We start from the raw sequence: 21,576 nt of genomic DNA, 5'->3' as shown, positions 1-21,576 counted from the left end.
AAGATGGTTAGCAATGGATAACGCGCTAGCACTGCCCTGGAATTTATTCCAGGGCTTTTTTATGTTTTCTAATTACATAAAAAAGCCCCTTACCCAGTGGTAAGGAGCTCAACACAATAGAACTTTTACTCTAGAGAACCATCAAAGTCAGCCATCTCCACAAAAATGGTATTGGAGGAGGCAGATTGATTCTCTACGCTTCCGTCTGGATAACGGAATTGATAGCGCAGAATAACTTGGGCGATCAGATACGCACGGAGCGCAGATTCGATGTCGAAAGAGAATACGATGACGGCTTTGTGGTCTGGGTCAAGCCGACCTAACGGTATATCTTGGAGCAGGTTAGGATGCGGAAGCGGCACAGAATTCACGGTGACCGTTCGCAGCAAAATGAAATCTTCGGCTGCAAATGGTGCAGTGAGCAAGAGCTCTTCCAGCGGGGTATTGCCGATGTTTTCCACATGGACGGTGAAAGACAGGGTATCTTCTTGGCCGACACGCAGAGCGCTGGAGCTAAGCGTGAGTTTAGGAATGGCTGCAATAACGGTCACGCCAACGGTGTTGGTCTGGGAGGTTTCCTGGATGGTCTCTCCTCCACTACGACGTGAGGTATATTCGATGATGGCCTGGTTGCTGAATGTTCCATCCGCAGGTGCTTCACGAATTTGCGTCTGAAGCGTAAGGGTGAGCGTCTCCCCTGGTGCAATATCCGGGAGCGTGATACCTGCGGCGGGATTAGCACCTGGCTGTGCTTTTTCTTGGATAGTTAGGCTGTTGGGTACATAAATGAGTCCATGCGGCAACGGGTCCGTGAACAACGGATATTGTGCAGAGATCCCCCCTTTGTTAGTAATCTGAATGGTGAAGGTGAGTGTGTCGCCTACAGAGGCATCTGTGGTGTTCACCTTTTTAACTAATTCGAGCAGTGGGGATACAATTGGGATCGTAACGGCTTTGGTAGTCAATGTCCCTGATACGACTCTTCCTCCAGGTAGCGTAAACGAGTAGGCAAAGGCAGCTTGATTTACGATGTAGCCAGATGGAGGCGTCTCCGATACGGTCACTTGATAAGTCAATGTCAATGACTGTCCTGGTTCCACATACCCTAGGCTAACACCGATAGTTGGATCGGCTCCCGACAGTGATTGACCGTTCAACTGTATGCTGTCAGGAATCAACAGAGTCCCGGCAGGAATGAAATTTTGCAGTGTAACTTCGGATGTTACGTTGCCGAAGTTGTTGAGCAGTACCGTATAGGTAAGGCTTTCTCCTGCGATGGCCTCCGTATTTTCCGTGGAGATACTTGCGGCAAGCTGTGGATCGAAAACAGCTATAGTCACGGTATTGCTGGTAACCTCGCTAGCACCGTCACTGCCAGCATATTGAAGCCGCACGCTATTGTTTAGACGTCCTCCGAGAGGCAGAGACTGAACGTTCACGCTGTAGGATACATCAATTGTCTGTCCTACCTGCAAGCTGCCGATAAATAATGGTTCACCCGGCTTGCTAGAAGCAGGTGGAGAACCGCTAATTCTCAAGCTACTCGGGTTTATGATGGTTCCATTCGGTACGTAATCGGCTAACACTACATCGGTAATGACCGAGCCTCCATCATTAACAAGAGTCAACTGATAAGGCACAGCATCGCCTAATGCGACAGTAGACACTGTTGTGCGTAGCACGGCTGACAAGGCTCCTTTAGCAGTAGGGGCTACTTTAACCGAGACAGAAGGTGAAGCAGTTACCAGATTCGTGCTTCGTCCGTCCGGCAGCTGGTAGGAGTAAGCCAGCGAAGCTTGATTCACCAGTGTGCCAGACTCGGAGGCACGAACGACAAGCGCGGAGAAGAGGGTAGTCGTCTTTTCTCCTGGTGCGATAGTGCCTAGGGCAATGCCTTGCCCTGGACTGACGCCATATTGAGGGATTCCATTAACCGAAACAGAGCCAGAAACAAAAGAAAGCTCCGATGGCAGTGAGTCCGTTAACAAGCCAAATGCACCGATATTCCCAGTATTTTCTGCAATGATGGAATAGGTGATGCTTTGACCTGGCTGTACGCTCTCCGTGCTGGCTATTTTCGTCAGTTTCACTACAGGCTGAAGTAAGGCAATGGTGACAGCATTGGACAAAACGGCACTCGCTTCTTCACCATTTGAGAGTAACAAGCGCGCCTGATTCGTACGTGGTCCTGGCTGTTCTGTCGCTGTGATACGGACATCAAAGGATATGACAGTCTTGGAATTCGCTTCTAACGGTGGCAAAGGTATACCGGTGCCGGGATCGCTTTCTGTTACCGTAGATCCATTAATCTGAACTGAACCTGTAATAAACTCGATGTCTTCTGGCAAAGTATCCAGCAAACGGGCATCTTGCACGGTATTTGTATCCTCGTTGAAGATCACGAGTTCATACGTTAAGGTTTCGCCAGTAGTGGCGAAAGGTGAGCTTACGCTTTTACTTAATGTGATGTCTAGCGGTGACACGGCAACCTCAACAATGTTGGATAAACGGAAACCGCCTGCCTCTCGCCCATTTGGTGCATTAAAGCGATAGTCTACCTCGGCCTGATCAACCAGCAGTACGGTTGCAGGGATGGAAGATACCAGCACTTGGAAAGTGACAGTTGCCGATTGTCCTGGTGGTATGGCTGGAGTCGGGATGCCGGAAACCGGGCTTGCACCGGGAGCTGCAATGCCATTAATCGAGACGGTGTTGGGAAGGAATACAGAGCCGTCTGGAATATTGTCGCTTACTGTAGTTGAGGCTGCAATGTTACCCGTGTTGGATACGACAATCGTATAAGTGATGATGTCTCCGACGGTGGCATTATTAGTATTGCTTGTTTTGACTGCTGTCAGAATCGGCTGGAAGACTGGAATAGTTACCACATTAGATGTTGAACTGCCAGTAAATGCCCCGCTGGTAAAGCTAACGGATGCCTGATTGGTTAATTGTGCCGATGTGGGCAAGAAATCAACTCGAGCCTGGAACGTAACGGTAGTAACAGCTCCTGGAGCGAGCGTACCGATGGCAATACCAAATCCAGGATTTCCATCAGGGAAGGAGGTTCCATTTACAGTAACACTGCCATTCACAAAGGAGCTTCCTGCTGCAATGATATCTGAAACCACTATATTATTGGCGGTACTGATTCCATTGTTGGAAACGGCCAAGGTATAGGTGATGATATCGCCGACAATGGCGTCTGTAGCTGCTGTTCCTTTGACAATGCTCACATCTGGTGAGGATACAGAGATACTAACTGTGTTGGATACCGCAGATCCGGATACTGTTCTGCCATCTGGTGGTTGGAAAGTGAATGAACCTGATGCCTGATCGACCAGTACCTGTGGATTAGGCAGAGTATTGATAACGGTTTGGAACGTTACGGATACCGTTCCGCCTGGCAGCACAGATCCAACCGGGACGCCCGTTTCGATGGACAATCCAGGTTGCGGACTGCCAGCAATGCTGACACTGTTGGCAAGGAAAGTCGATCCGGCTGGGATGTTATCGCTGATGGTAAGTGCTGCTGCAATATTGCCGCTATTTACGGCCATAATCGTGTACGTCAGTGTATCGCCGACAGAGGCGTTAAGAGTGCTGGATGCTTTAGTAATTGCAATTAGCGGTTGGAACACAGGTACGATGAGTGGATCGGAAAAGGCAGTGCCAGTGAACGTTCCGCTAGTAAACGTGACGGCTGCAATATCTGTGAGCAGGGGTGGTTGCGGCAAAGACTGGACAGTCGTTTGGAAACTGACGACGAGTGTATTTCCAGATGCGACGTTTCCAATGGCAATTCCAGCAATCGGAGAGGCATTAGGGAAGGCTACTCCGTCGATGAGGACACTGCCCGGAACGAAGGAGGTACCTGCAGGAATTGTATCGGTCACGACAGTATCTGTGACTGAATCCACACCGCTATTCGTGATGCTCAGTGTATATCTGATCGTATCTCCGACTACAGCGGCTGACAGACTGGATGTTTTCGTCACCTGAATATTAGGTGCAGACACAGCAACATTGACTGTATTGGATGTGACGGAACCACTCAGCACCCTACCATCTGGTGGTGAGTACGTAAAATTCGCTTGCCCTTGGTCGGTTAATATAGGCGGAACTGGCAGAGACGAAACGATGGTTTGGAAGCTCAATGTAATACTGCCTGAAGGGGCTAGTGATCCGAGCGTTATGCCTGTAACTGGCGAAGCTCCTGGTACAAGGATGCCATTAACGACTACGCTGTTAGGCAGTAGCTCAGAGCCAGTAGGAATGTTATCCGAAAGCACAGGTATAACGGCAATATTTCCGGTATTGGTGAGTGTCAGGGTATAGACCAATGTTGACCCGATCTGTGTATTGACGGTATTGACGGTTTTGGTCAGGCCGATGATTGGCTGATAAACAGGCAAGGTCACCGGATCGGATTGCGAAGACGAGGTCAACGCGCCCGAAGTAAAGCTGACGGTTGCTTGATTAGTTATTTGCGGCGGCTGCGGCAGACTAACGACGGAGACCTGGAATGTAACGGCTGCCGAGCCACCTACTGCAATGGTGCCAACAGGAATACCTGAGCTTGGTGATGCAGTAGGTACAGATGTGCCATTCACGGTTACACTGCCAGAAACAAAGCTGGTGCCGGGCGGCAGCTGATCAGATACAACAGCATTGACGACTTGACTGATTCCGTTATTCGTAGCGACGACAGTATACGTAATGGTATCTCCGACTACAGCATCTGTAGCGGAGGCTGTTTTGATAACGTCCACATCTGGCGAAGAGACCGAGACGGTCACGGACGGAGATACTGCACTTCCAGTCAGGACACGACCATCTGGTGGTTGATAGCTGTAAGCTGCGGTCGCCTGATTGACCAATGTACCTGATGCGGGCAGTGAGGTAATGACTGTCTGAAAGGTCAGAGTGACGGTCGTAGCTGCACCTATGATACCTAATGGGATCCCAACACTTGGATCTGAACCAGGTGCTGCGGTGCCATTGATCACTACACTATTAGGTATAAAAGCTGCCCCTGCTGGAATGGGATCACTAAGTACGGTATCTGCACCGATGTTTCCAGAGTTCGTAACGGAGAATGTATAGGTTACAGTATCTCCAACTGTAGCTCTTCCCGCTCCCGCGCTTTTAGTTACAGTGACGATCGGTTGATACACAGGGATGGTAACGGGATTGGATACCGAAAATCCATTAAATGCACCTGAAGTAAAGCTGACGGTTGCTTCATTAGTGATGGACGCCGGTGTCGGCAGGGATTGTACGTTAAGCAAAAAGCGAATCGTGGCTCCGCCACCAGCTCCAAGCGTTCCGACAGGAATGCCATTTTGTGGGTTGGCTGTAACAACAGGAGTACCATTAATTGTAACGCTGCCCGGGACAAAGGCGGTTCCGAAAGGAATGGTGTCCGTAACGATTACGCTAGTAACCGGATCGAGTCCGTTATTGAACGCAGTTATGACATATGGGACAGAATCGCCCACGACAGCGACAGCCACCTCGGCTGCCTTTGTGACTGTTACATTCGGTGACGAGATTGGAATGGATACAGGCAGGGCTGCTCCGCTTCCAGTCAACGTTCGTCCATCTGGCAATTGGAACGTGTAGTTCACAGTGGCCTGGTTGGTCAGTATAGAGCCAGGTGGTACTGATATGACCACGGCGCTAAACGAGACGGTTACCGTCGCGCCTGGTGCGATTGAACCGATATTGATGCCTGTAATAGGGTCCGCTCCGGGAATGGGCGCACCGTTGACCAATACGCTATTTTGATTCAGGCTAAGCGAGCTGGATAACAGATCAAGCACGACCGTTTCTGCAGGCGCGTTGCCGGTATTGGTTACAGTGATGAAAAAACCAAGTGTATTCCCTACGGTAGCACGATCCGCACTGAGGGTATTGGTCACATTCAAGATCGGCTGTAATACAGGCAGGCTGACTTGATTCGAGACGGATTGACCTACAAAAGCCCCGGAATTAAAGGATACCGTTGCCTGATCTGTTGACAAACCTGATGCTGGCAAGGATGTTACTGTGGCCTGGAAGGTAACCGTTGCTGAGCTGCCAGCTGGAACAGTGCCTACGGACACACCTGTAGCAATGTTGGCTCCTGGTATAGTGATACCGTTGACTTGTACGGAGTTAGGTATAAAAGTAGTGCCATCAGCTATCGGGTCGATAAAGACCGTCCCTGTTACAGGTTCAATGCCTCCGTTTGCTGCGGTAATGGTGTACGTAATGGTGTCTCCAAAGGCTACAGAAGTCTGATTGACTGTTTTGGTCACGGTGACATCTGGATTGGATACAGGAATAAACACCGGATTGGATTGGACGCTTCCGTTTAATGTGCGACCGTCAGGTGGCTGGAAAGTGAATGTGGCCGAACCTTGATTTAACAGGCCCAGGCCAGTGGGGACAGCGTTAATGACCACTTGAAAGGTAAGAGAAACAGAAGCCCCCGCTGCAATGTTTCCGACTATTACCCCTGATTGGGGATTGGCTCCAGCAACAGGCAGACCGTTCACGGTGACGCTATTCGGTATAAAGGAGGAACCAGATGGAATGGCATCGGTGAAGGTGGCGGTTGCTGCTAGATTACCTGTATTTTGGGCAGTGAGTGTATAGACTACGGTGTCGCCTACCGTTGCTTGACTCGTATTTGCGGTTTTAACAAGACTGATAATAGGCTGGTAAACAGGGACGACAACGGTGTTGGAGAGTGATGTGAAGTTCAGTGTACCACTGGTAAAAGAAACTGTAGCCTGATCACTCAGCTGAGGTGGGTCAGGCAGGCTGTTGACAGACACGGAAAAGGTAACGGTTGTTGACGCTCCAGCAGCGATGGAGCCAATTGGAATCCCCGTTAAGGGGCTGGCTGACGGCAGCGTTGTTCCATTTACGATAACGGAGCCAGGAACAAAAGAGGAGCCTGTCGGAATGGTATCGGTCACACGAACATCTGTTATGATTTCGATGCCACTATTGGTAGCTGTAATAGTATAGGTTATCGTATCACCAGGAACGGCATCAGTTGCCGAGGTGCTTTTACTGACCTGCACATTGGGTGACGATACAGGAATTGTGACAATATTGGACGAAACATTGCCGTTAACAATCCGGCCATCCGGCGGTTGAAAGGAAAAGCTGATATTCGCCTGGTCGGTGAGTTGGGGAGGTAAAGGCACGGAAGTAATCACCACCTGAAAAGTTGTTTGAGTTACGGCTCCAGGTGCAATGGAGCCAATAGACAGACCTGCTTCGGGACTGGTACCAGGAATAGGAACACCGCTGACGACCACACTGTTCGGTACTAGTGCTGAGCCTGCGGGAATATTGTCTGTCAATGTGGCAGCAGCAGCTATGTTACCATTGTTGGTTACCGCCACGGAATACGTTACGATATCGCCAACCGTTGCCCGTAGGAGGTCAGCAGTTTTACTTACAGTTAGCACTGGAGCATTGACGGCTACTGTCACCGGGTTAGATACTGACACGCCTGAAAAAGCACCGCTGGTGTAGCTGACACGCGATTGATTGATGAGCTGCGGCGGACTTGGTAATGGAGAGGATACCGTTGTCCTGAAGGTGATCGTAGCTCCCCCTCCAGCGGCAATGCTCCCAATTACGATACCTAAAGAAGGATCTCCACTGGCTATTGTGGAGCCATTCAGCGTTACGCTACCCGCAGTGAATTGAGAGCCGGCCGGGATAGGATCGGAAACGACCACATTGTTCACGGTCTGGATTCCGTTGTTAAGTACGGTCAGGGTGTATAATACCGAATCACCTGGAATGGCGGTGAAACGGTTTGCAGTCTTCGCAATGGACACATTCGGCGCAGACACAGGAATGGATAGCACGTTGGACGATGTGCTATCTGTTCGCACCCGCCCATCAGGCAACGTAAAGGAAATGGCGGCGGTGGCCTGGTCTGTCAGTTGAGATGGTGTTGGAAGAGAGGCTACTACGGTTTGGAATGTCAGTGTGATAGGGCTTTGCGGCGACACGGTTCCGATGAAAATGCCTGCTGCTGGACTGGCTCCGGGCTGACTAACACCATTGATTACTACGCTGTTCTCCATAAATGTGGAACCGGCAGGAATAACATCTGTCAGCGTTACAGAAGCATTATAGTTACCGTTGTTCGCGACCAACAATGTATACAGAATTGTGTCGCCTATCGTAGCTGCTGTTGTATTTGCAGATTTGACCACACTGATACGAGGCTGATAAACCGGCACAGAGACGGTAGTTGTCTGGGATGTTCCGGTAAAAGCACCGCTGGTGAAGCTGACACTGGCTGTGTTTTGCAGCGGCTGTACGGACGGAACGGCGTTGACTAGCACGGCATAGGACACCTGCACGGATGCGCCTGCGCCAATGGTACCGACTGGAATGCCACTTCTTGGATCGACTGTGCTCACAGGTGAACCACCGACGGTTACGCTTCCGGGTACAAATGACACGCTGCCGGGGAGTGGATCGGTAATCACGGTGTTTGTGATGGGGTCAATTCCGTTATTAACGGCGTTCACGCTGTAGGTCAGCGTTTCGCCAACACTAACGGATGTGAATCCCGCAGACTTGGTTACGGCTACGTTGGGAAGCGAAATCGATACGGAAACAATATTGGAAAGAAGCGAGCCCGAGAGGGTTCTTCCGTCTTGCAACTGATATGAATATTGGAGCAGGCCCTGATCGTTTAATCCACCCCCGGGTGGTAGGGAATCTACTGTCGTCCGGAATGAGACTGTAATTTGTGCACCAGGGTTTACGGTGCCCACTGAAATTCCCGTATTAGGGTTGGCGCCTGGCACTGAGGATCCGCCGACAATGACGCTTCCGGGAATAAAGGTGGAGCCTGTCGGTACAGTTTCCGTTAAGGTCGTGTTTAATACGACTGTTCCGGTATTAGCGATGAGGAATGAATAAGTAATTATTCCGCCAACGCTGGCACGGTTGGAGCTTGCGCTCTTGGTAATTGTCGGCGCCGCGATAACGACAGGTATGGTTACAAGATTGGACAAAGATGATCCGGTAAAGGCCCCGGAAGTGAAGCTGACAGTTGCACGATTGTTGATCTGTGCAGGAGAAGGCAGAGAATTAATGGCTGCCCGAAATACAACCGTAACCGATGCGCCTGGAGCTAAAGTACCGATCGGAATGCCGTTCACAGGTGTAGCAGTCGCAGAAGCAGTTCCGTTCACGGTGACGCTACCAGGTACAAAGGCAACTCCGTTTGGCAGCGGATCGGTAACGACTACATTGGTCACATTGGCGATTCCGTTGTTTGTGGCGGTTAGGGTAAACTGAACAGTCTCTCCGACTGCGGCTGCTGCCAGAGAAGAGGCCTTTGTCACGGTCACATTTGGTGAGGAGACGGGAATGGTGAGCGTGTTGGACGTCCCGCTTCCGTTCAATACACGTCCGTCAGGTGGTGTGAAGGTATACGTGTAAGCCGCCTGATCGGTCAAATTACCAGAGGCGGGAACCACATTGACCAGGGTCTGGAAGGTCACGGGTATAGTAGCACCTGTATTAATCGTTCCTACTGAAAAACCAGTAGCGGGATTGGCAGCAGGCACGGAGGAACCGCCAATGGTCACACTACCCGGTATGAAGGATGATCCGGCGGGAATGCTCTCCGAAAAGCTGAGAATTGCAGCAATGCTGCCCGTGTTGGATATTTGAAACGTGTACGTAATCGTATCTCCGACTGTAGCAGCCGTTGTATTGGCACTTTTAACAATCCCGATGACGGGCTGGTAGATCGGTGTACTGGCAGTGTTGGATGGAACGTTGCCAGAAATGACAGGCCCTCCAGGTACAGTTTGGAAGGAAAAGGATGCGGATGCCTGATTACCTAGCTGGGTGTTTGCTGGCAATGAAGTGACGGTTGCACGGAATGTAATGGCCACCGTGGAAGCAGGAGCTACACTGCCCACTGTGATACCTGTAGCGGGATTGGCCGTTGGCTGGGCTGTGCCCGCGACAACAACACTGCCAGGTACGAAGGTAGCCCCGGCTGGTATGGTATCGGTAAGTACTGTGTTGGAAGCACTGACGAGCCCCGTATTCGAAATGTTAACCGTATAGGTAACTGTATCGCCAATAACCAAGCCTGTAGAGCTGGCAGTTTTGGTCAGGGTCACCAGCGGAGCATTGATATCAATTTGAATGGCATTGGCATTTACAATGTAAATGTCGCCATTGGTTGTCAGCTGGAGGACACCTGTCGTTTGGCTGTTGAGCAGCGTGGAGGAAATATCGACATTGGTAATGTCCCAGCCTTGCCGTCCGCCGGTCACCTGCGTTCCAGGTGTCCCATTTACGGCATTAGTTGTACCGAAGGTCCCGGTCGTGACCAATGTACCGTCATCTCCGTTTATTTGCGAAGCGAAAAAATTAGTTGAAAAATTATTAGGCGCAGACAGCGCAGTCAAACTGGATGTGGTAGGTCCAAACAACGCACGGTCACCAGTGATGTCCACGTCACCCTCTTGGGCGCTAATCAGCGCCCTGCCGCGCAGAGTTCCCTGTACAGGAGTGGCAAAGCCACTCACTACAACGTTGACCGAGCCAGTAGCACTGCTGACCCCCTCACCGCCTACACGCAGCGACAGGTTACGGAAGGGCAGAGATGGGTTATTGTACACCACAGCCAGCGTCCAGCCGGCATGGTTGGTGTTGGTGGAATCCGGAACCGTGATGGTGCCCGTCACATTTCCGACCGTGTATGCCCCTGCACCGCCTTGAATGACCAGATTTGTGACATTCGCTGTTCTCACATAGGTACTGAGACTGGTGACGTTGACTGATGTTGCAGATTCAGGGCTGACCGTGGTAGATAAAGCAGGTGTCTGAAATGTGACCGGGTTACTGGCGCTGGACAATACATTGGTGTTGCCGTTGGCATAACTTCCTCCCCAAATAAGCTCAGCATACAGCACTGTACTGCCCGCAGGGAGCACAAGGAATGCTGTCGATGAGTTACTGGTAAAGGTAGAAGTCGTGCCAAATGGATACGTGCCGAAGCGAGAGGCTGTATTGGTTGTGATGAATGCGCCAATGCTGGTTGCTGTTCCCGGCGCTCCTACCGAATTAGAGCGTGCCAGCCCAAGTGTATTCCCTATAAAGGTGACAGCCCCCGTCTGGTTCGTTACGTAACGCTGAATAAAAGCCATGGATTAGCTTCCTACTTTCCATCTCTTCCAAATCTGTTATCTTGAGATCTCCGTATAGGAAGAGCCAGCTAGGCTGGGTGTAATAATCCTTTCGTATAAATTGTCTGGGTTGTAACCAGGCCTTGCATACCGCACAAGTCCATGTACCTGTCCAGCGGGAAAGGGACACCCCCTTTTTCGATAAAATCGCTTAGCATGAAGCCCAAAATAGTTGTTTGTCATGACGTCAGCGGAGCAATATTCGTATATGCACTCATTATTCACATATGTATGCAAGTCGATTTTAAACATACCTGTTTTCAAAGAATGACGTTATGGGAAGCGTTTTAGCGAAAAAAGAGGAATTTTGTAAAATAGCTTCGAAATTCGGCCTCTTTTTTTACTTGGCGTTAACATATGTGCTATACTGAAGGAGCAAAGGAGGCGTGCCCTATGAACTTAACAGTACGAGGTCAACAGATCGAGGTTACCGACGCTTTGAAGGACTACGCTGATAAGAAATTCAGCAGACTTGAAAAGTATTTCGATGCACCCCCGACGTCTGATGGAAGTGTAACGTTAAGCACAACCAGAGATTTGCACACTGTAGAAGTAACCATTCCTTTGCCGGGGCTTGTACTCCGTGCCGAAGACGAGAGCGATGACATGTATGCATCCATTGATGCCGTGGTAGACAAGCTTGAACGGCAAATTCGCAAGCACAAAACCAAGCTAAACCGAAAATTCCGTCAAGAAGGCAGTTTGAAAACCCTTTTTGTGGAAGATCCGGCAGGTGGCGTGGCTGTTGCTGAAGATGCAGAACTGGATGAGCTGGAAGTTGTCCGCACCAAGCGTTTCTTATTGAAACCTATGGATGTGGAAGAAGCTATTCTTCAAATGAACATGGTTGGACATAATTTCTTTGTGTTTTCCAATATTGACAACGAAGAAGTTAACGTAGTTTACAAGCGCAATGATGGTAAATACGGTCTGATCGAACGGCAATAGCCTGTGAAGTAGGAACTTTTCACATTAAAATGAATAGAACGATTTCGATTGAAGCATGCTTCATGGATATTAGGAAAATGAAAACAACACGAGCCTTATCCTTGCGAACCTGGCGGGATAAGGCTCTTTTATATGTTTTTTTGTGAAAGTAAGGAAATTTAAACTTGGATAAGTGTAATCAAGTTGTGTATTTCGTGCGTCAATTGTTTTGGTATCTTTAACCGGATGCAAATCTGGAGGCTGCTTGTGTTGCGGCATGTCCTACAAACTGTTACAATTTATGCAAAGAACATCGCACGATGGGCTGGTACAGCCGGGCCTGTCAAACATATCGGGAATCAATTTCATCATGGACCCTTTCTTATTGTGAAATTGATTCTATTAATTGTTTTGCGCGAAAGGGGTAAACCATGCTAGGAATTGTTAAGAAAATCTTCGGAGATACCAATGAACGTGATGTCAAGCGTTTAATGAAGACGGTTGAACTGATCAATAAGATAGAGCCGGATTTCGAAAAGCTCTCGGATGAGGAGTTGCAAGCGAAGACGGTGGAATTTAAAGCTCGGGTCGAACAAGGGACTACGGCTGAAGAAATTTTGCCAGAAGCTTTTGCTACTGTTCGCGAAGCGTCCAAACGGGTGCTGGGTAAACGTCATTATGACGTACAGATGCTCGGCGGTATTGCGCTGCATGAAGGTAAAATTGCCGAAATGAAAACCGGTGAAGGTAAAACACTGGTAGGAACACTGCCGGTTTATTTGAATGCTCTGTTGGGCAAAGGCGTGCACGTGGTTACGGTCAATGACTATTTGGCGCAACGTGACAGCGGAGAAATGGGACAAATTTATAACTTCCTAGGAATGTCCGTAGGGCTTAATTTGGCCAACATGGATCATGCCGCCAAGCAGGCAGCATATGCTTGTGACATCACATACGGTACAAACAACGAGTTCGGATTCGATTATCTGCGTGATAATATGGTGCTTTACAAAGAGCAGATGGTACAACGTCCGTTGTACTTCTGTATCATTGATGAAGTGGATTCCATTCTCGTCGATGAAGCTCGTACACCATTGATTATTTCAGGACAAGCTCAGAAATCGACCGAGCTGTATTTTGCGGCTGACCGTTTTGTGAAGAGCCTGAATGTTGAAGAAGATTACACGCTGGATATTAAGGTGAAGTCGGTTGCTTTGACCGAAAACGGCGTATCCAAAGCTGAAAATTTCTTTGGTCTTGAAAACTTGTACGATCAGGAAAGTGTTACAATCAATCACCACATTGTACAGGCATTGAAAGCTAATGCTATTATGCGTTTGGATGTGGACTATGTCGTGGCTGACGGTGAAGTCCTAATTGTCGATGAGTTTACAGGTCGTTTGATGGCTGGACGTCGTTACAGTGATGGTTTGCACCAAGCTATTGAAGCAAAGGAAAACATCATTGTACAAAATGAAAGCATGACATTGGCGACAATTACATTCCAAAACTATTTCCGTATGTACCGCAAATTGGCGGGTATGACGGGTACAGCTAAAACAGAAGAAGAAGAATTCAAAAAAATATATGGTCTGGAAGTGCTCCAAATTCCGACGAATAAGCCTAACCAGCGTGTAGATATGCCTGACATAGTGTACAAGAGCGTGAAAGGCAAATTCCATGCTGTGGTAGATGAAATCCTGGAGCGTAACAAAAAGAACCAGCCGATATTAGTAGGTACGGTTTCTATTGAAAACTCGGAGCTTCTTTCTGAAATGCTGAAACGCAAAGGCGTTCGTCACAAAGTGCTTAACGCCAAGTATCATGCTGAGGAAGCTGAGATTATTTCCCGTGCAGGTGAAGCAGGCGCAGTTACCATCGCTACCAACATGGCCGGACGTGGTACTGACATCGTACTGGGTGAAGGCGTATCAGAACTTGGTGGTTTGCACATCATCGGTACAGAACGTCATGAATCCCGTCGTATTGATAATCAGCTTCGCGGACGTGCAGGACGTCAGGGTGATCCGGGCTCCACACAGTTTTACTTATCGCTGGGCGATGAGTTAATGAAGCGTTTTGGTGCGGACAACGTACTGAATATGATGGAGCGTTTGGGCTTCGAGGAAGACCAACCTATCGAGAGCCGTATGATTACACGTGCTATCGAATCAGCTCAAAAACGCGTCGAAGGCAACAACTTTGATCAGCGTAAAGTTGTTCTCCAGTATGATGATGTAATGAACCAGCAGCGTGCTATTATTTACAAACAACGCCGTGAGGTGCTGGAATCAGAGAACATCAAGGAGATTGTGTTTGACATGATCAAGCCTGTCATTGAGCGTGTGGTGGAAGCTCATTGCGGTGATGACATTCCTGAAAACTGGGAGCTTGAAGAAGTAGCAGAGTATGTGAATAACAACCTGCTTGAGGAAAATACACTTACACGTGACGACCTGTGGGGCAAGGAAAAAGAGGAGATCGTGGATATGATCTTCGAAAAAGTTACCAACAGATACCACAGCCGTGAAGAAATGATTGGCGAAGATATGGTACGCGAGTTCGAGAAAGTTATCGTACTGCGTGCAGTCGATAGCAAATGGATGGACCATATTGATGCTATGGATCAATTGCGTCAAGGTATTCACTTGCGTGCTTACGGCGGTACCGATCCGCTGCGCGAATATCAATTTGAAGGCTTCGAAATGTTCCATGCTATGATTGCTAGCATCCAAGAGGAAGTAGCGACATACATCATGAAGGCGCAAATTGAATCCAATCAAGAGCGTCAGGCTGTCATCGACGAAGACAAAATCTCGACGAGTGGTGAACCTGCGTCTCCTAAAAAGAAATCCGCTCCTTCGCGTCCGCGTAGAAAATAACGGATTGAAATTAAGGGAGAGATCTTGAGATACACTATTCCCTGCAGTGCATATAATGGCAGGCGGCAGTTCAACCACTGACCGTCGGCCATTTTGTGCCATACGGGGGATGTACTGATGTTTTCAGCTTATAGCGTTTTTGTCGGAGGATCGGTTTGATATCGATGGATGGTTAATTGCTCTTAAATTTTTTGAAAACAATTATGACAAGCAAGCGGGTCTTAGCTTGTTTGTCAGTTAATTCAGCTCTTGACTCGGCTTCACATACCAGAGCCGATTATTTAAAAGTCGTTTGACTTTACGGCGGTCGGTAGCGAAGCGGAGGATTTGAATCTGGAGAAGCGTCAGCGTTCGCCTTTGCAGTGAGATGCCCACTTTGAATGTGTTAATCCAATCAAGGGCATCTCGCTGCAACAGCGATCGTAAGATCAAATCATTCGCGCAGCGTCTCTTCACCCAGCCCTAACTCACAACGCTTTTACTTCCCCTAACCATATATTAAAAGGAGAATGACATCATGATTGATCCAAGTGTAAAGCATGATTTGCGAGAAATAGGCAAGAAACTAACAAACCTTAGGGGGTCTCTTTGACTTAGATCTCAAACAGGAAATGATCGCAAACTTTGAAGTAAAGATGGCTGCACCTGACTTTTGGGATGATAATGACAAGGCCCAAGGTGTAATAGCAGAAATGAACGCTGTTAAGTCTTCAGTAGACAGCTATGAACAGCTTCGTCAGGAATACGAAGACGCTGGCATGATGGCTGAGCTGGCTGATGAGGAAGGCGATGAAACACTGGCTGGAGAGATTGAGAATAGTGTCAGTTCTCTGCTGAGCAAGCTTCAGGAGTTTGAATTGCAATTGCTTTTGAATCAGCCGTATGACAAACTTAATGCCATTCTGGAGTTGCATCCGGGGGCAGGCGGAACGGAGTCCCAAGACTGGGGGCAAATGTTGCTACGGATGTATACGCGCTGGGCTGAAAAACGGGGCTTTAAGGTAGAGACCCTGGATTATCTAGCGGGTGATGAAGCAGGGATTAAGAGCGTAACCCTTTTGATCAAAGGTTACAATGCCTATGGCTATTTGAAAGCGGAGAAAGGCGTGCATCGGCTTGTTCGTATCTCTCCATTTGATTCCTCCGGCCGTCGGCATACATCGTTCGTATCCTGTGATGTGGTGCCTGAAATTGCGGATGATGTGGACGTTGAGATCCGCACGGAAGATCTTAAAATTGATACGTACCGGGCCAGTGGTGCGGGCGGTCAGCATATTAATACGACCGATTCAGCCGTTCGGATTACGCATTTACCTTCCGGTATTGTCGTGACCTGTCAAAATGAACGCTCCCAGATCAAGAACCGAGAGCGTGCCATGACGATGCTCCGTTCCAAGCTCTACGAGCGTAAGATCGAAGAGCAGCGTCAGCATTTGGATGAAATCCGCGGAGAACAGTCCGATATTGCATGGGGCAGCCAAATTCGCTCCTACGTGTTCCATCCATACAGCATGGTTAAGGATCACCGTACTAGCGTGGAAACTGGCAACGTAGGGGCTGTCATGGATGGCGATCTCGATCCCTTCATCGATGGTTACCTGCGCAGCCAAATTAAGCTGGACGCAGAATAATAGCCTGTACGTTTTCCTACAGTCCGCAGACCATGTGCCTGCAGACTGTAGGAATTTTTGTGTAACGGTATTTTTTAATTAAAGGAGAACACGAATGATGCCTCAATTGAATCCTCCCGCTGCTCGCCGAAGACGACGCAAGCCTCTGATTGCCGCCAGCGGACCCGCACGCAACGTGACCGATATTTTGCTGATTATACTCGGCTCTTTCATTACAGCGCTGACCTTTAACATGTTCTTGCTCCCAAACCGGATTGCATCCGGGGGGGTATCGGGCTTGTCTATCTTGGGCGAGGAGCTGTTTGGCCTGGAACCAGCCTATACGCAGTGGGGAATGAATATTCCATTATTTATAGCAGGGGTCCTGCTGTTAGGGAAAAAATACGGTTTGCGTTCTCTGCTGGGAAGTATTATGCTGCCGCTATTCGTTTATGTTACGAAGGATTGGGCAGTTCCGACAACCAATCCGTTGCTGGCTTCGCTATATGGTGGAATCGGAGTAGGATTGGGTTTAGGTACCGTGTTTCGGGGCAGGGGCTCGACGGGTGGATTGGCTATTTTGGCGCAGATTATTCAAAAATATACGGGTTTTAGTCTTTCTCTCTGTGTTATGTTGATGGATGGCACGGTGATTACACTGGCTGGTTTCGCCCTCTCGCCGGAACGGGCGCTGTATGCGTTGATCGGCTTGTTTGTAACGGGTAAGGTCATTGATGCCGTGGAAATGGGATTGGGCTACTCCAAAGTGGCTTACATCATATCCAATCAGAAAGAAACGATCACGCAGGCTATTTTGCAGGATTTGGACCGAGGATTGACAGAGCTGGCAGGACGGGGCGGTTACACGAACGAAGAACGTCCTGTGCTTATGGTTGTAGTCGGACAAAACGAGGTAACTCGCCTTAAAACGCTCGTCCGCTTGGTAGACCCGGAAGCTTTTGTGATAATAAGTAATACTCGTGAGGTATTGGGTGAAGGGTTTAAGAAGGAAAGCTGAAACAAAGAGGGCCTTCTGGAGGCATGCTCTTAACTGAATCCATGCAGGAGAGCCCACTAATATAGTAGGCTCTTCTCTCTTCAGCATGCTTTACTAGATTCATTTTACCAATCGTTCAAGCCAATTTGCCGTTTGTCCTTGATTAAAATACGAGGTAGGCGTTCCTTTTACCCCTGTCTTGACCATAAATAGGCCGCCTGCTAAGGGTTGATCGGCACTATCATCATCTTGAGCAGTCGTAATATATAACTCATCCAGCTGTTCACCGCCAAAAGCGCACGAAGTCACACAATTGACGGGAAGTGATACCTCAGCAATTACTTCTCCATGAGCAGGATGGATACGGGAGACACGTTTACCACCCCATCTCGCGACCCACAACATGCCCTCTGCATCGATTGTCATGCCATCTGGATACCCTTCACTTTCATCCAATCTAGCCACCAGTTGCTTATTCCTAATAGTGCCTTGTGCCACATCGTAATCAAAGGAGACGACCTCCAATGTTGGAGTATCAATGTAATACATTGTACGATGATCTGCGCTCCAGGCTAATCCATTAGATATGGAAGCTTTATCAACCAGTAAGGAGACCTTGCCTTTTGTGCTCAGACTATACAATGCTCCTTGCGCATGTTCGCCATTTAGACTCATGGTTCCTGCTAAAAAACGTCCGGCAGGATCGCATTTTCCATCATTAAAACGATTACCTAGTCTACCTTCCTCAGGATCATGAATTAATACTTTGGCCCCTGTCTCAATATCTAAACAATATAGACCGCTAATCAGCGCTACGATCACTTTATTTTTGAGATAAGGTACAACTGCACCAATATGTTCACCAACATTTATTGTACGATCTGTGCATGTAAAAGGATCGTAGATATGCAATTGAAAGCCTTTAATATCGACCCAAAATAAACGTTGAAACCGCTGATCCCAGCTGGGACCCTCGCCTAACTTTGCTTTTGCATCTATAACGATATTCGCTGTATATGTTTCGATCTGTAACACCCCTAACGTATAGGTTTATTTTCGACCCCAATTATTCGCTTCAGCGGTTCCTCTGAGCAGATTCACTAGATGCAGCCCATGTGATTTCCTCTTGTATGTAGTGCTACATGTACTCCCTTCATGTTCAACAAGTCCATAAAGTGCAGCAAATGACCAATCGAGATGAACTCCAATAAGTGAGATCATGTAAAGGGAATATCCCCCTTATTCTTTATGCAAAATGGCAAGCTTTATTCAAAAAGTTCGCTGTCTATTTTTTATTCCCTTTATTATAGCTCGTACAGCTTGTCCGTCAAAAGAATAGACAAGAGCGCATATTTTAAATTAGGGGGAATAACATGACATGAGGTGTTGTATTTATATAAATAGAGTCGTATAATAATACATATTTCATACGAACGGAATGGAGGAAGGTCTGTGAGCAGCAAGTTAAAAGTGGCAATTGTCGGTTCCACCGGGTATGGCGGGGTGGAGCTGATTCGTTTTTTGGTTCATCATCCGCAAGTAGAGATTGTATCTGTTATTTCTTCGTCCAGCGCGGGTGTCCCAATCAGTGACGGATTTCCACATCTGACGGACATTGTGGTGCAGGATTTGGACGGTGTCGAAGTCCACGAAATTGCTGCTAAGGCCGATCTGGTTTTCACTGCTACGCCATCGGGCGTTAGTACCAAGTTAGTGCCGCAGCTTCTTGATGTCGGACTGAAGGTCATTGATCTTTCCGGGGACTTTAGGCTCCGAAGCGGGGAAATGTATGAAGCTTGGTATAAAAAGCCTGCGGCTTCCCCCGAATATCTCAAGCAAGCGGTATACGGACTCAGTGAGGTGTATGCAGAAAAGCTGGCGGGCGTTTCTTTTATTTCAAATCCAGGCTGCTATCCGACTGCAACATTACTGGGGATTATTCCTGTGCTGAAAGCGGATTGGATCGACCATCGGTCGCTGATTGTGGATGCCAAATCCGGTGTATCCGGCTCGGGTAGGGGAACAAGCCTCGTTTCGCACTATGCGGAAATGAACGAGAATTTTAAGGCTTATAAGGTGAATAAGCACCAGCACATCCCTGAGATCGAACAGGTACTGGGTGATATTGTGGGCGAGGACGTTACGATTACGTTTACAACACAACTTGTTCCTATGACCCGAGGAATTATGAGTACGATTTATGTCACGCTGAAGGGTGAGCATACAGATCAAGATCTTATCGGGTTATACCGGGATTATTATAAAGGCCATCCTTTTGTCCGTGTACGTGGCGAAGGTATATGGCCAGCAACGAAGGAAGTAATGGGTTCGAATTACTGTGACATTGGTTTTGCAGCAGATGCCCGAACCGGGCGTCTTACGATTATTTCTGTCATTGATAATGTTGTGAAGGGTGCCGCTGGGCAGGCGATTCAGAATTTAAATTTGATGATGGGATGGGAGGAGAACCTCGGGCTAGGCTTCATACCGGTATATCCGTAAGTAGCAAGTAACTGCAACATGGATACGGATAACGGCAGCGAGCGGGAATTTGGAATACAAACAGCTGTCATTCATCGAATATGTTGCGAACGAGGGCACATAATTATGGGCAAAGTAGAGTTTACAGTAGTAAACGGGGGTAACATCGTAACTCCGCGTGGTTTTACAGCCGGAGGATTACACTGCGGGCTAAAAAATTCGAACCGCAACGATATGGGCGCGATTCGTTGTGAGGTAGAAGCGACAGCTGCTGCGGTGTACACCACCAATGTGTTTCAGGCTGCACCGCTGAAGGTGACCCGCGAGAGCTTGGCAGATGGTCGATTGCAGGCAGTAGTGGTGAACAGCGGAAACGCCAATGCCTGCACGGGACAACAAGGAGAGCAGGATGCTTACGCTATGCGTTCGGCTGCGGCTCATGAACTGGGTGTTGCTGAGAGCAATGTAGCCGTCGCCTCGACAGGCGTGATCGGCGAGCATTTGAAAATGGATTGTGTGCTTGAAGGTATATCCTCCTTACCTGACCGTATGAACGGGGCAAACGATGGAGCAGAGCAATTTACCCAAGCCATTCTGACAACGGACTTGGTTAAAAAGGAAGCATGTGTGGCGGTTGAAGTGGACGGTGTGACCGTGCACATCGCCGGGGCGGCCAAGGGATCGGGCATGATACATCCGAATATGGCAACGATGCTCGCTTTTATGACCTGTGATGCAGTAATCGGACAGACGGCGCTTCATCAACTATTAAAGCAGGCAACGGATACCAGCTTTAATATGATTACGGTGGATGGGGATACGAGCACGAACGATATGCTGATTGCTATGGCAAGTGGGCTGGCTGGCAACCGTGAACTGCACGTAGGGCATCCCGATTGGGACGCTTTTGCCGAGGCGTTCACCTATATCTGCCGAGAACTGGCGAAGGCAATTGCTCGCGATGGAGAGGGTGCTACGAAGCTAGTAGAGGTGTCTGTAAGCGGAGCGGTAAGCGATGCGTCCGCTCAAGCGATAGCCAAGACGGTGGTTGGGTCTAGTCTGGTCAAGTCAGCCGTCTTCGGAGCAGATGCGAATTGGGGACGGATTATTGCGGCCGTAGGGCGTGCTGGAGAGCCAGTTAATCCAGAAACGGTAGATATTCGCTTGGGTGATATTGTTGTGCTAAGCCAATCAAGTCCGGTCGCTTTTGATGAAGAAGAGGCGCTAGCCTATTTGCGGGGAGATACGGTGCAAATTATTGTTGATTTGCATCACGGAGACGGAACCGCTACAGCATGGGGCTGTGACCTAACCTATGATTATGTGCGGATTAACGCAGCTTATCGGACATAGATACCCGAATAAAATACGGATTGAATAAGGATAGTAGTTAATAGAAGCAAAGAGCGGATATAAGTCCAGCATCATTTAAAAATTGC

9 protein-coding genes are annotated in these 21,576 nt (G+C 48.6%); 6 read left to right on the top strand and 3 right to left on the bottom strand.

Annotation, left to right across the window (positions count from 1 at the left end; translation table 11 throughout):
• Positions 1-125 precede the first annotated feature (125 nt).
• Positions 126-11,201 (bottom strand): DUF7507 domain-containing protein, encoded by an 11,076-nt coding sequence (locus NSS94_RS22450; protein ID WP_341040168.1) that lies wholly within the window; start codon positions 11,199-11,201, stop codon positions 126-128.
• A gap of 432 nt (positions 11,202-11,633) precedes the next feature.
• Between NSS94_RS22450 and hpf the strand changes: the two genes are divergently transcribed.
• Together hpf and secA are read left to right on the top strand one after the other, a co-directional pair.
• Positions 11,634-12,188: a ribosome hibernation-promoting factor, HPF/YfiA family gene (gene hpf / locus NSS94_RS22445; RefSeq protein ID WP_341040166.1), complete on the top strand. Its 555-nt coding sequence runs from the start codon at positions 11,634-11,636 to the stop codon at positions 12,186-12,188.
• A gap of 410 nt (positions 12,189-12,598) precedes the next feature.
• Complete coding sequence (gene secA / locus NSS94_RS22440; protein ID WP_341040165.1) at positions 12,599-15,049, top strand: preprotein translocase subunit SecA; 2,451 nt, start codon at positions 12,599-12,601, stop codon at positions 15,047-15,049.
• A 237-nt stretch (positions 15,050-15,286) separates the two neighbouring features.
• On the opposite strand, the gene NSS94_RS22435 is transcribed toward secA, so the two are convergent.
• On the bottom strand, positions 15,287-15,505 hold the full coding sequence (locus NSS94_RS22435; RefSeq protein WP_341040164.1) for a hypothetical protein: 219 nt from the start codon (positions 15,503-15,505) through the stop codon (positions 15,287-15,289).
• 61 nt (positions 15,506-15,566) lie between these two features.
• Between NSS94_RS22435 and prfB the strand changes: the two genes are divergently transcribed.
• Positions 15,567-16,680, top strand: a protein-coding gene (prfB, locus tag NSS94_RS22430) for a peptide chain release factor 2 (protein WP_141695457.1) whose coding sequence is annotated in 2 segments (ribosomal slippage) — positions 15,567-15,638 and positions 15,640-16,680 — 1,113 coding nt in all. Because the reading frame shifts where the segments join, the coding sequence is not laid out codon by codon here.
• A gap of 97 nt (positions 16,681-16,777) precedes the next feature.
• The gene (locus NSS94_RS22425; RefSeq protein WP_029514568.1) at positions 16,778-17,677 is read left to right on the top strand and encodes a YitT family protein; all 900 of its coding nucleotides are present in this window, start codon (positions 16,778-16,780) and stop codon (positions 17,675-17,677) included.
• A gap of 99 nt (positions 17,678-17,776) precedes the next feature.
• Here the strand turns inward: NSS94_RS22425 and NSS94_RS22420 are convergent, their stop codons facing one another.
• The gene (locus NSS94_RS22420) at positions 17,777-18,691 is read right to left on the bottom strand and encodes an SMP-30/gluconolactonase/LRE family protein (protein WP_069010672.1); all 915 of its coding nucleotides are present in this window, start codon (positions 18,689-18,691) and stop codon (positions 17,777-17,779) included.
• Between the two features lie 417 nt (positions 18,692-19,108).
• On the opposite strand from NSS94_RS22420, the gene argC reads away from it, so the two are divergent.
• Entirely contained in the window at positions 19,109-20,158 is a 1,050-nt protein-coding gene (argC, locus tag NSS94_RS22415) for an N-acetyl-gamma-glutamyl-phosphate reductase (RefSeq protein WP_341040163.1), read from the top strand.
• Positions 20,159-20,263: 105 nt separating this feature from the next.
• Entirely contained in the window at positions 20,264-21,490 is a 1,227-nt protein-coding gene (argJ, locus tag NSS94_RS22410) for a bifunctional glutamate N-acetyltransferase/amino-acid acetyltransferase ArgJ (protein ID WP_069010676.1), read from the top strand.
• Positions 21,491-21,576: the final 86 nt, after the last annotated feature.

This window comes from Paenibacillus sp. FSL L8-0644, from assembly GCF_038008165.1.
GTDB classification, from domain to species: Bacteria; Bacillota; Bacilli; order Paenibacillales; family Paenibacillaceae; genus Paenibacillus; species Paenibacillus polymyxa_D.
Note: the sequence above shows the minus strand (reverse complement) of the source record. Positions and strands in the feature narration are given on the sequence as shown.

Bases quoted from the DNA above. Each gene is read 5' to 3' on its own strand.
- NSS94_RS22425 (WP_029514568.1), top strand. From the start codon at position 16,778: ATGCCTCAATTGAATCCTCCCGCTGCTCGCCGAAGACGACGCAAGCCT.
- secA (WP_341040165.1), top strand. From the start codon at position 12,599: ATGCTAGGAATTGTTAAGAAAATCTTCGGAGATACCAATGAACGTGAT.
- argJ (WP_069010676.1), top strand. From the start codon at position 20,264: ATGGGCAAAGTAGAGTTTACAGTAGTAAACGGGGGTAACATCGTAACT.
- hpf (WP_341040166.1), top strand. From the start codon at position 11,634: ATGAACTTAACAGTACGAGGTCAACAGATCGAGGTTACCGACGCTTTG.
- NSS94_RS22450 (WP_341040168.1), bottom strand. From the start codon at position 11,201: ATGGCTTTTATTCAGCGTTACGTAACGAACCAGACGGGGGCTGTCACC.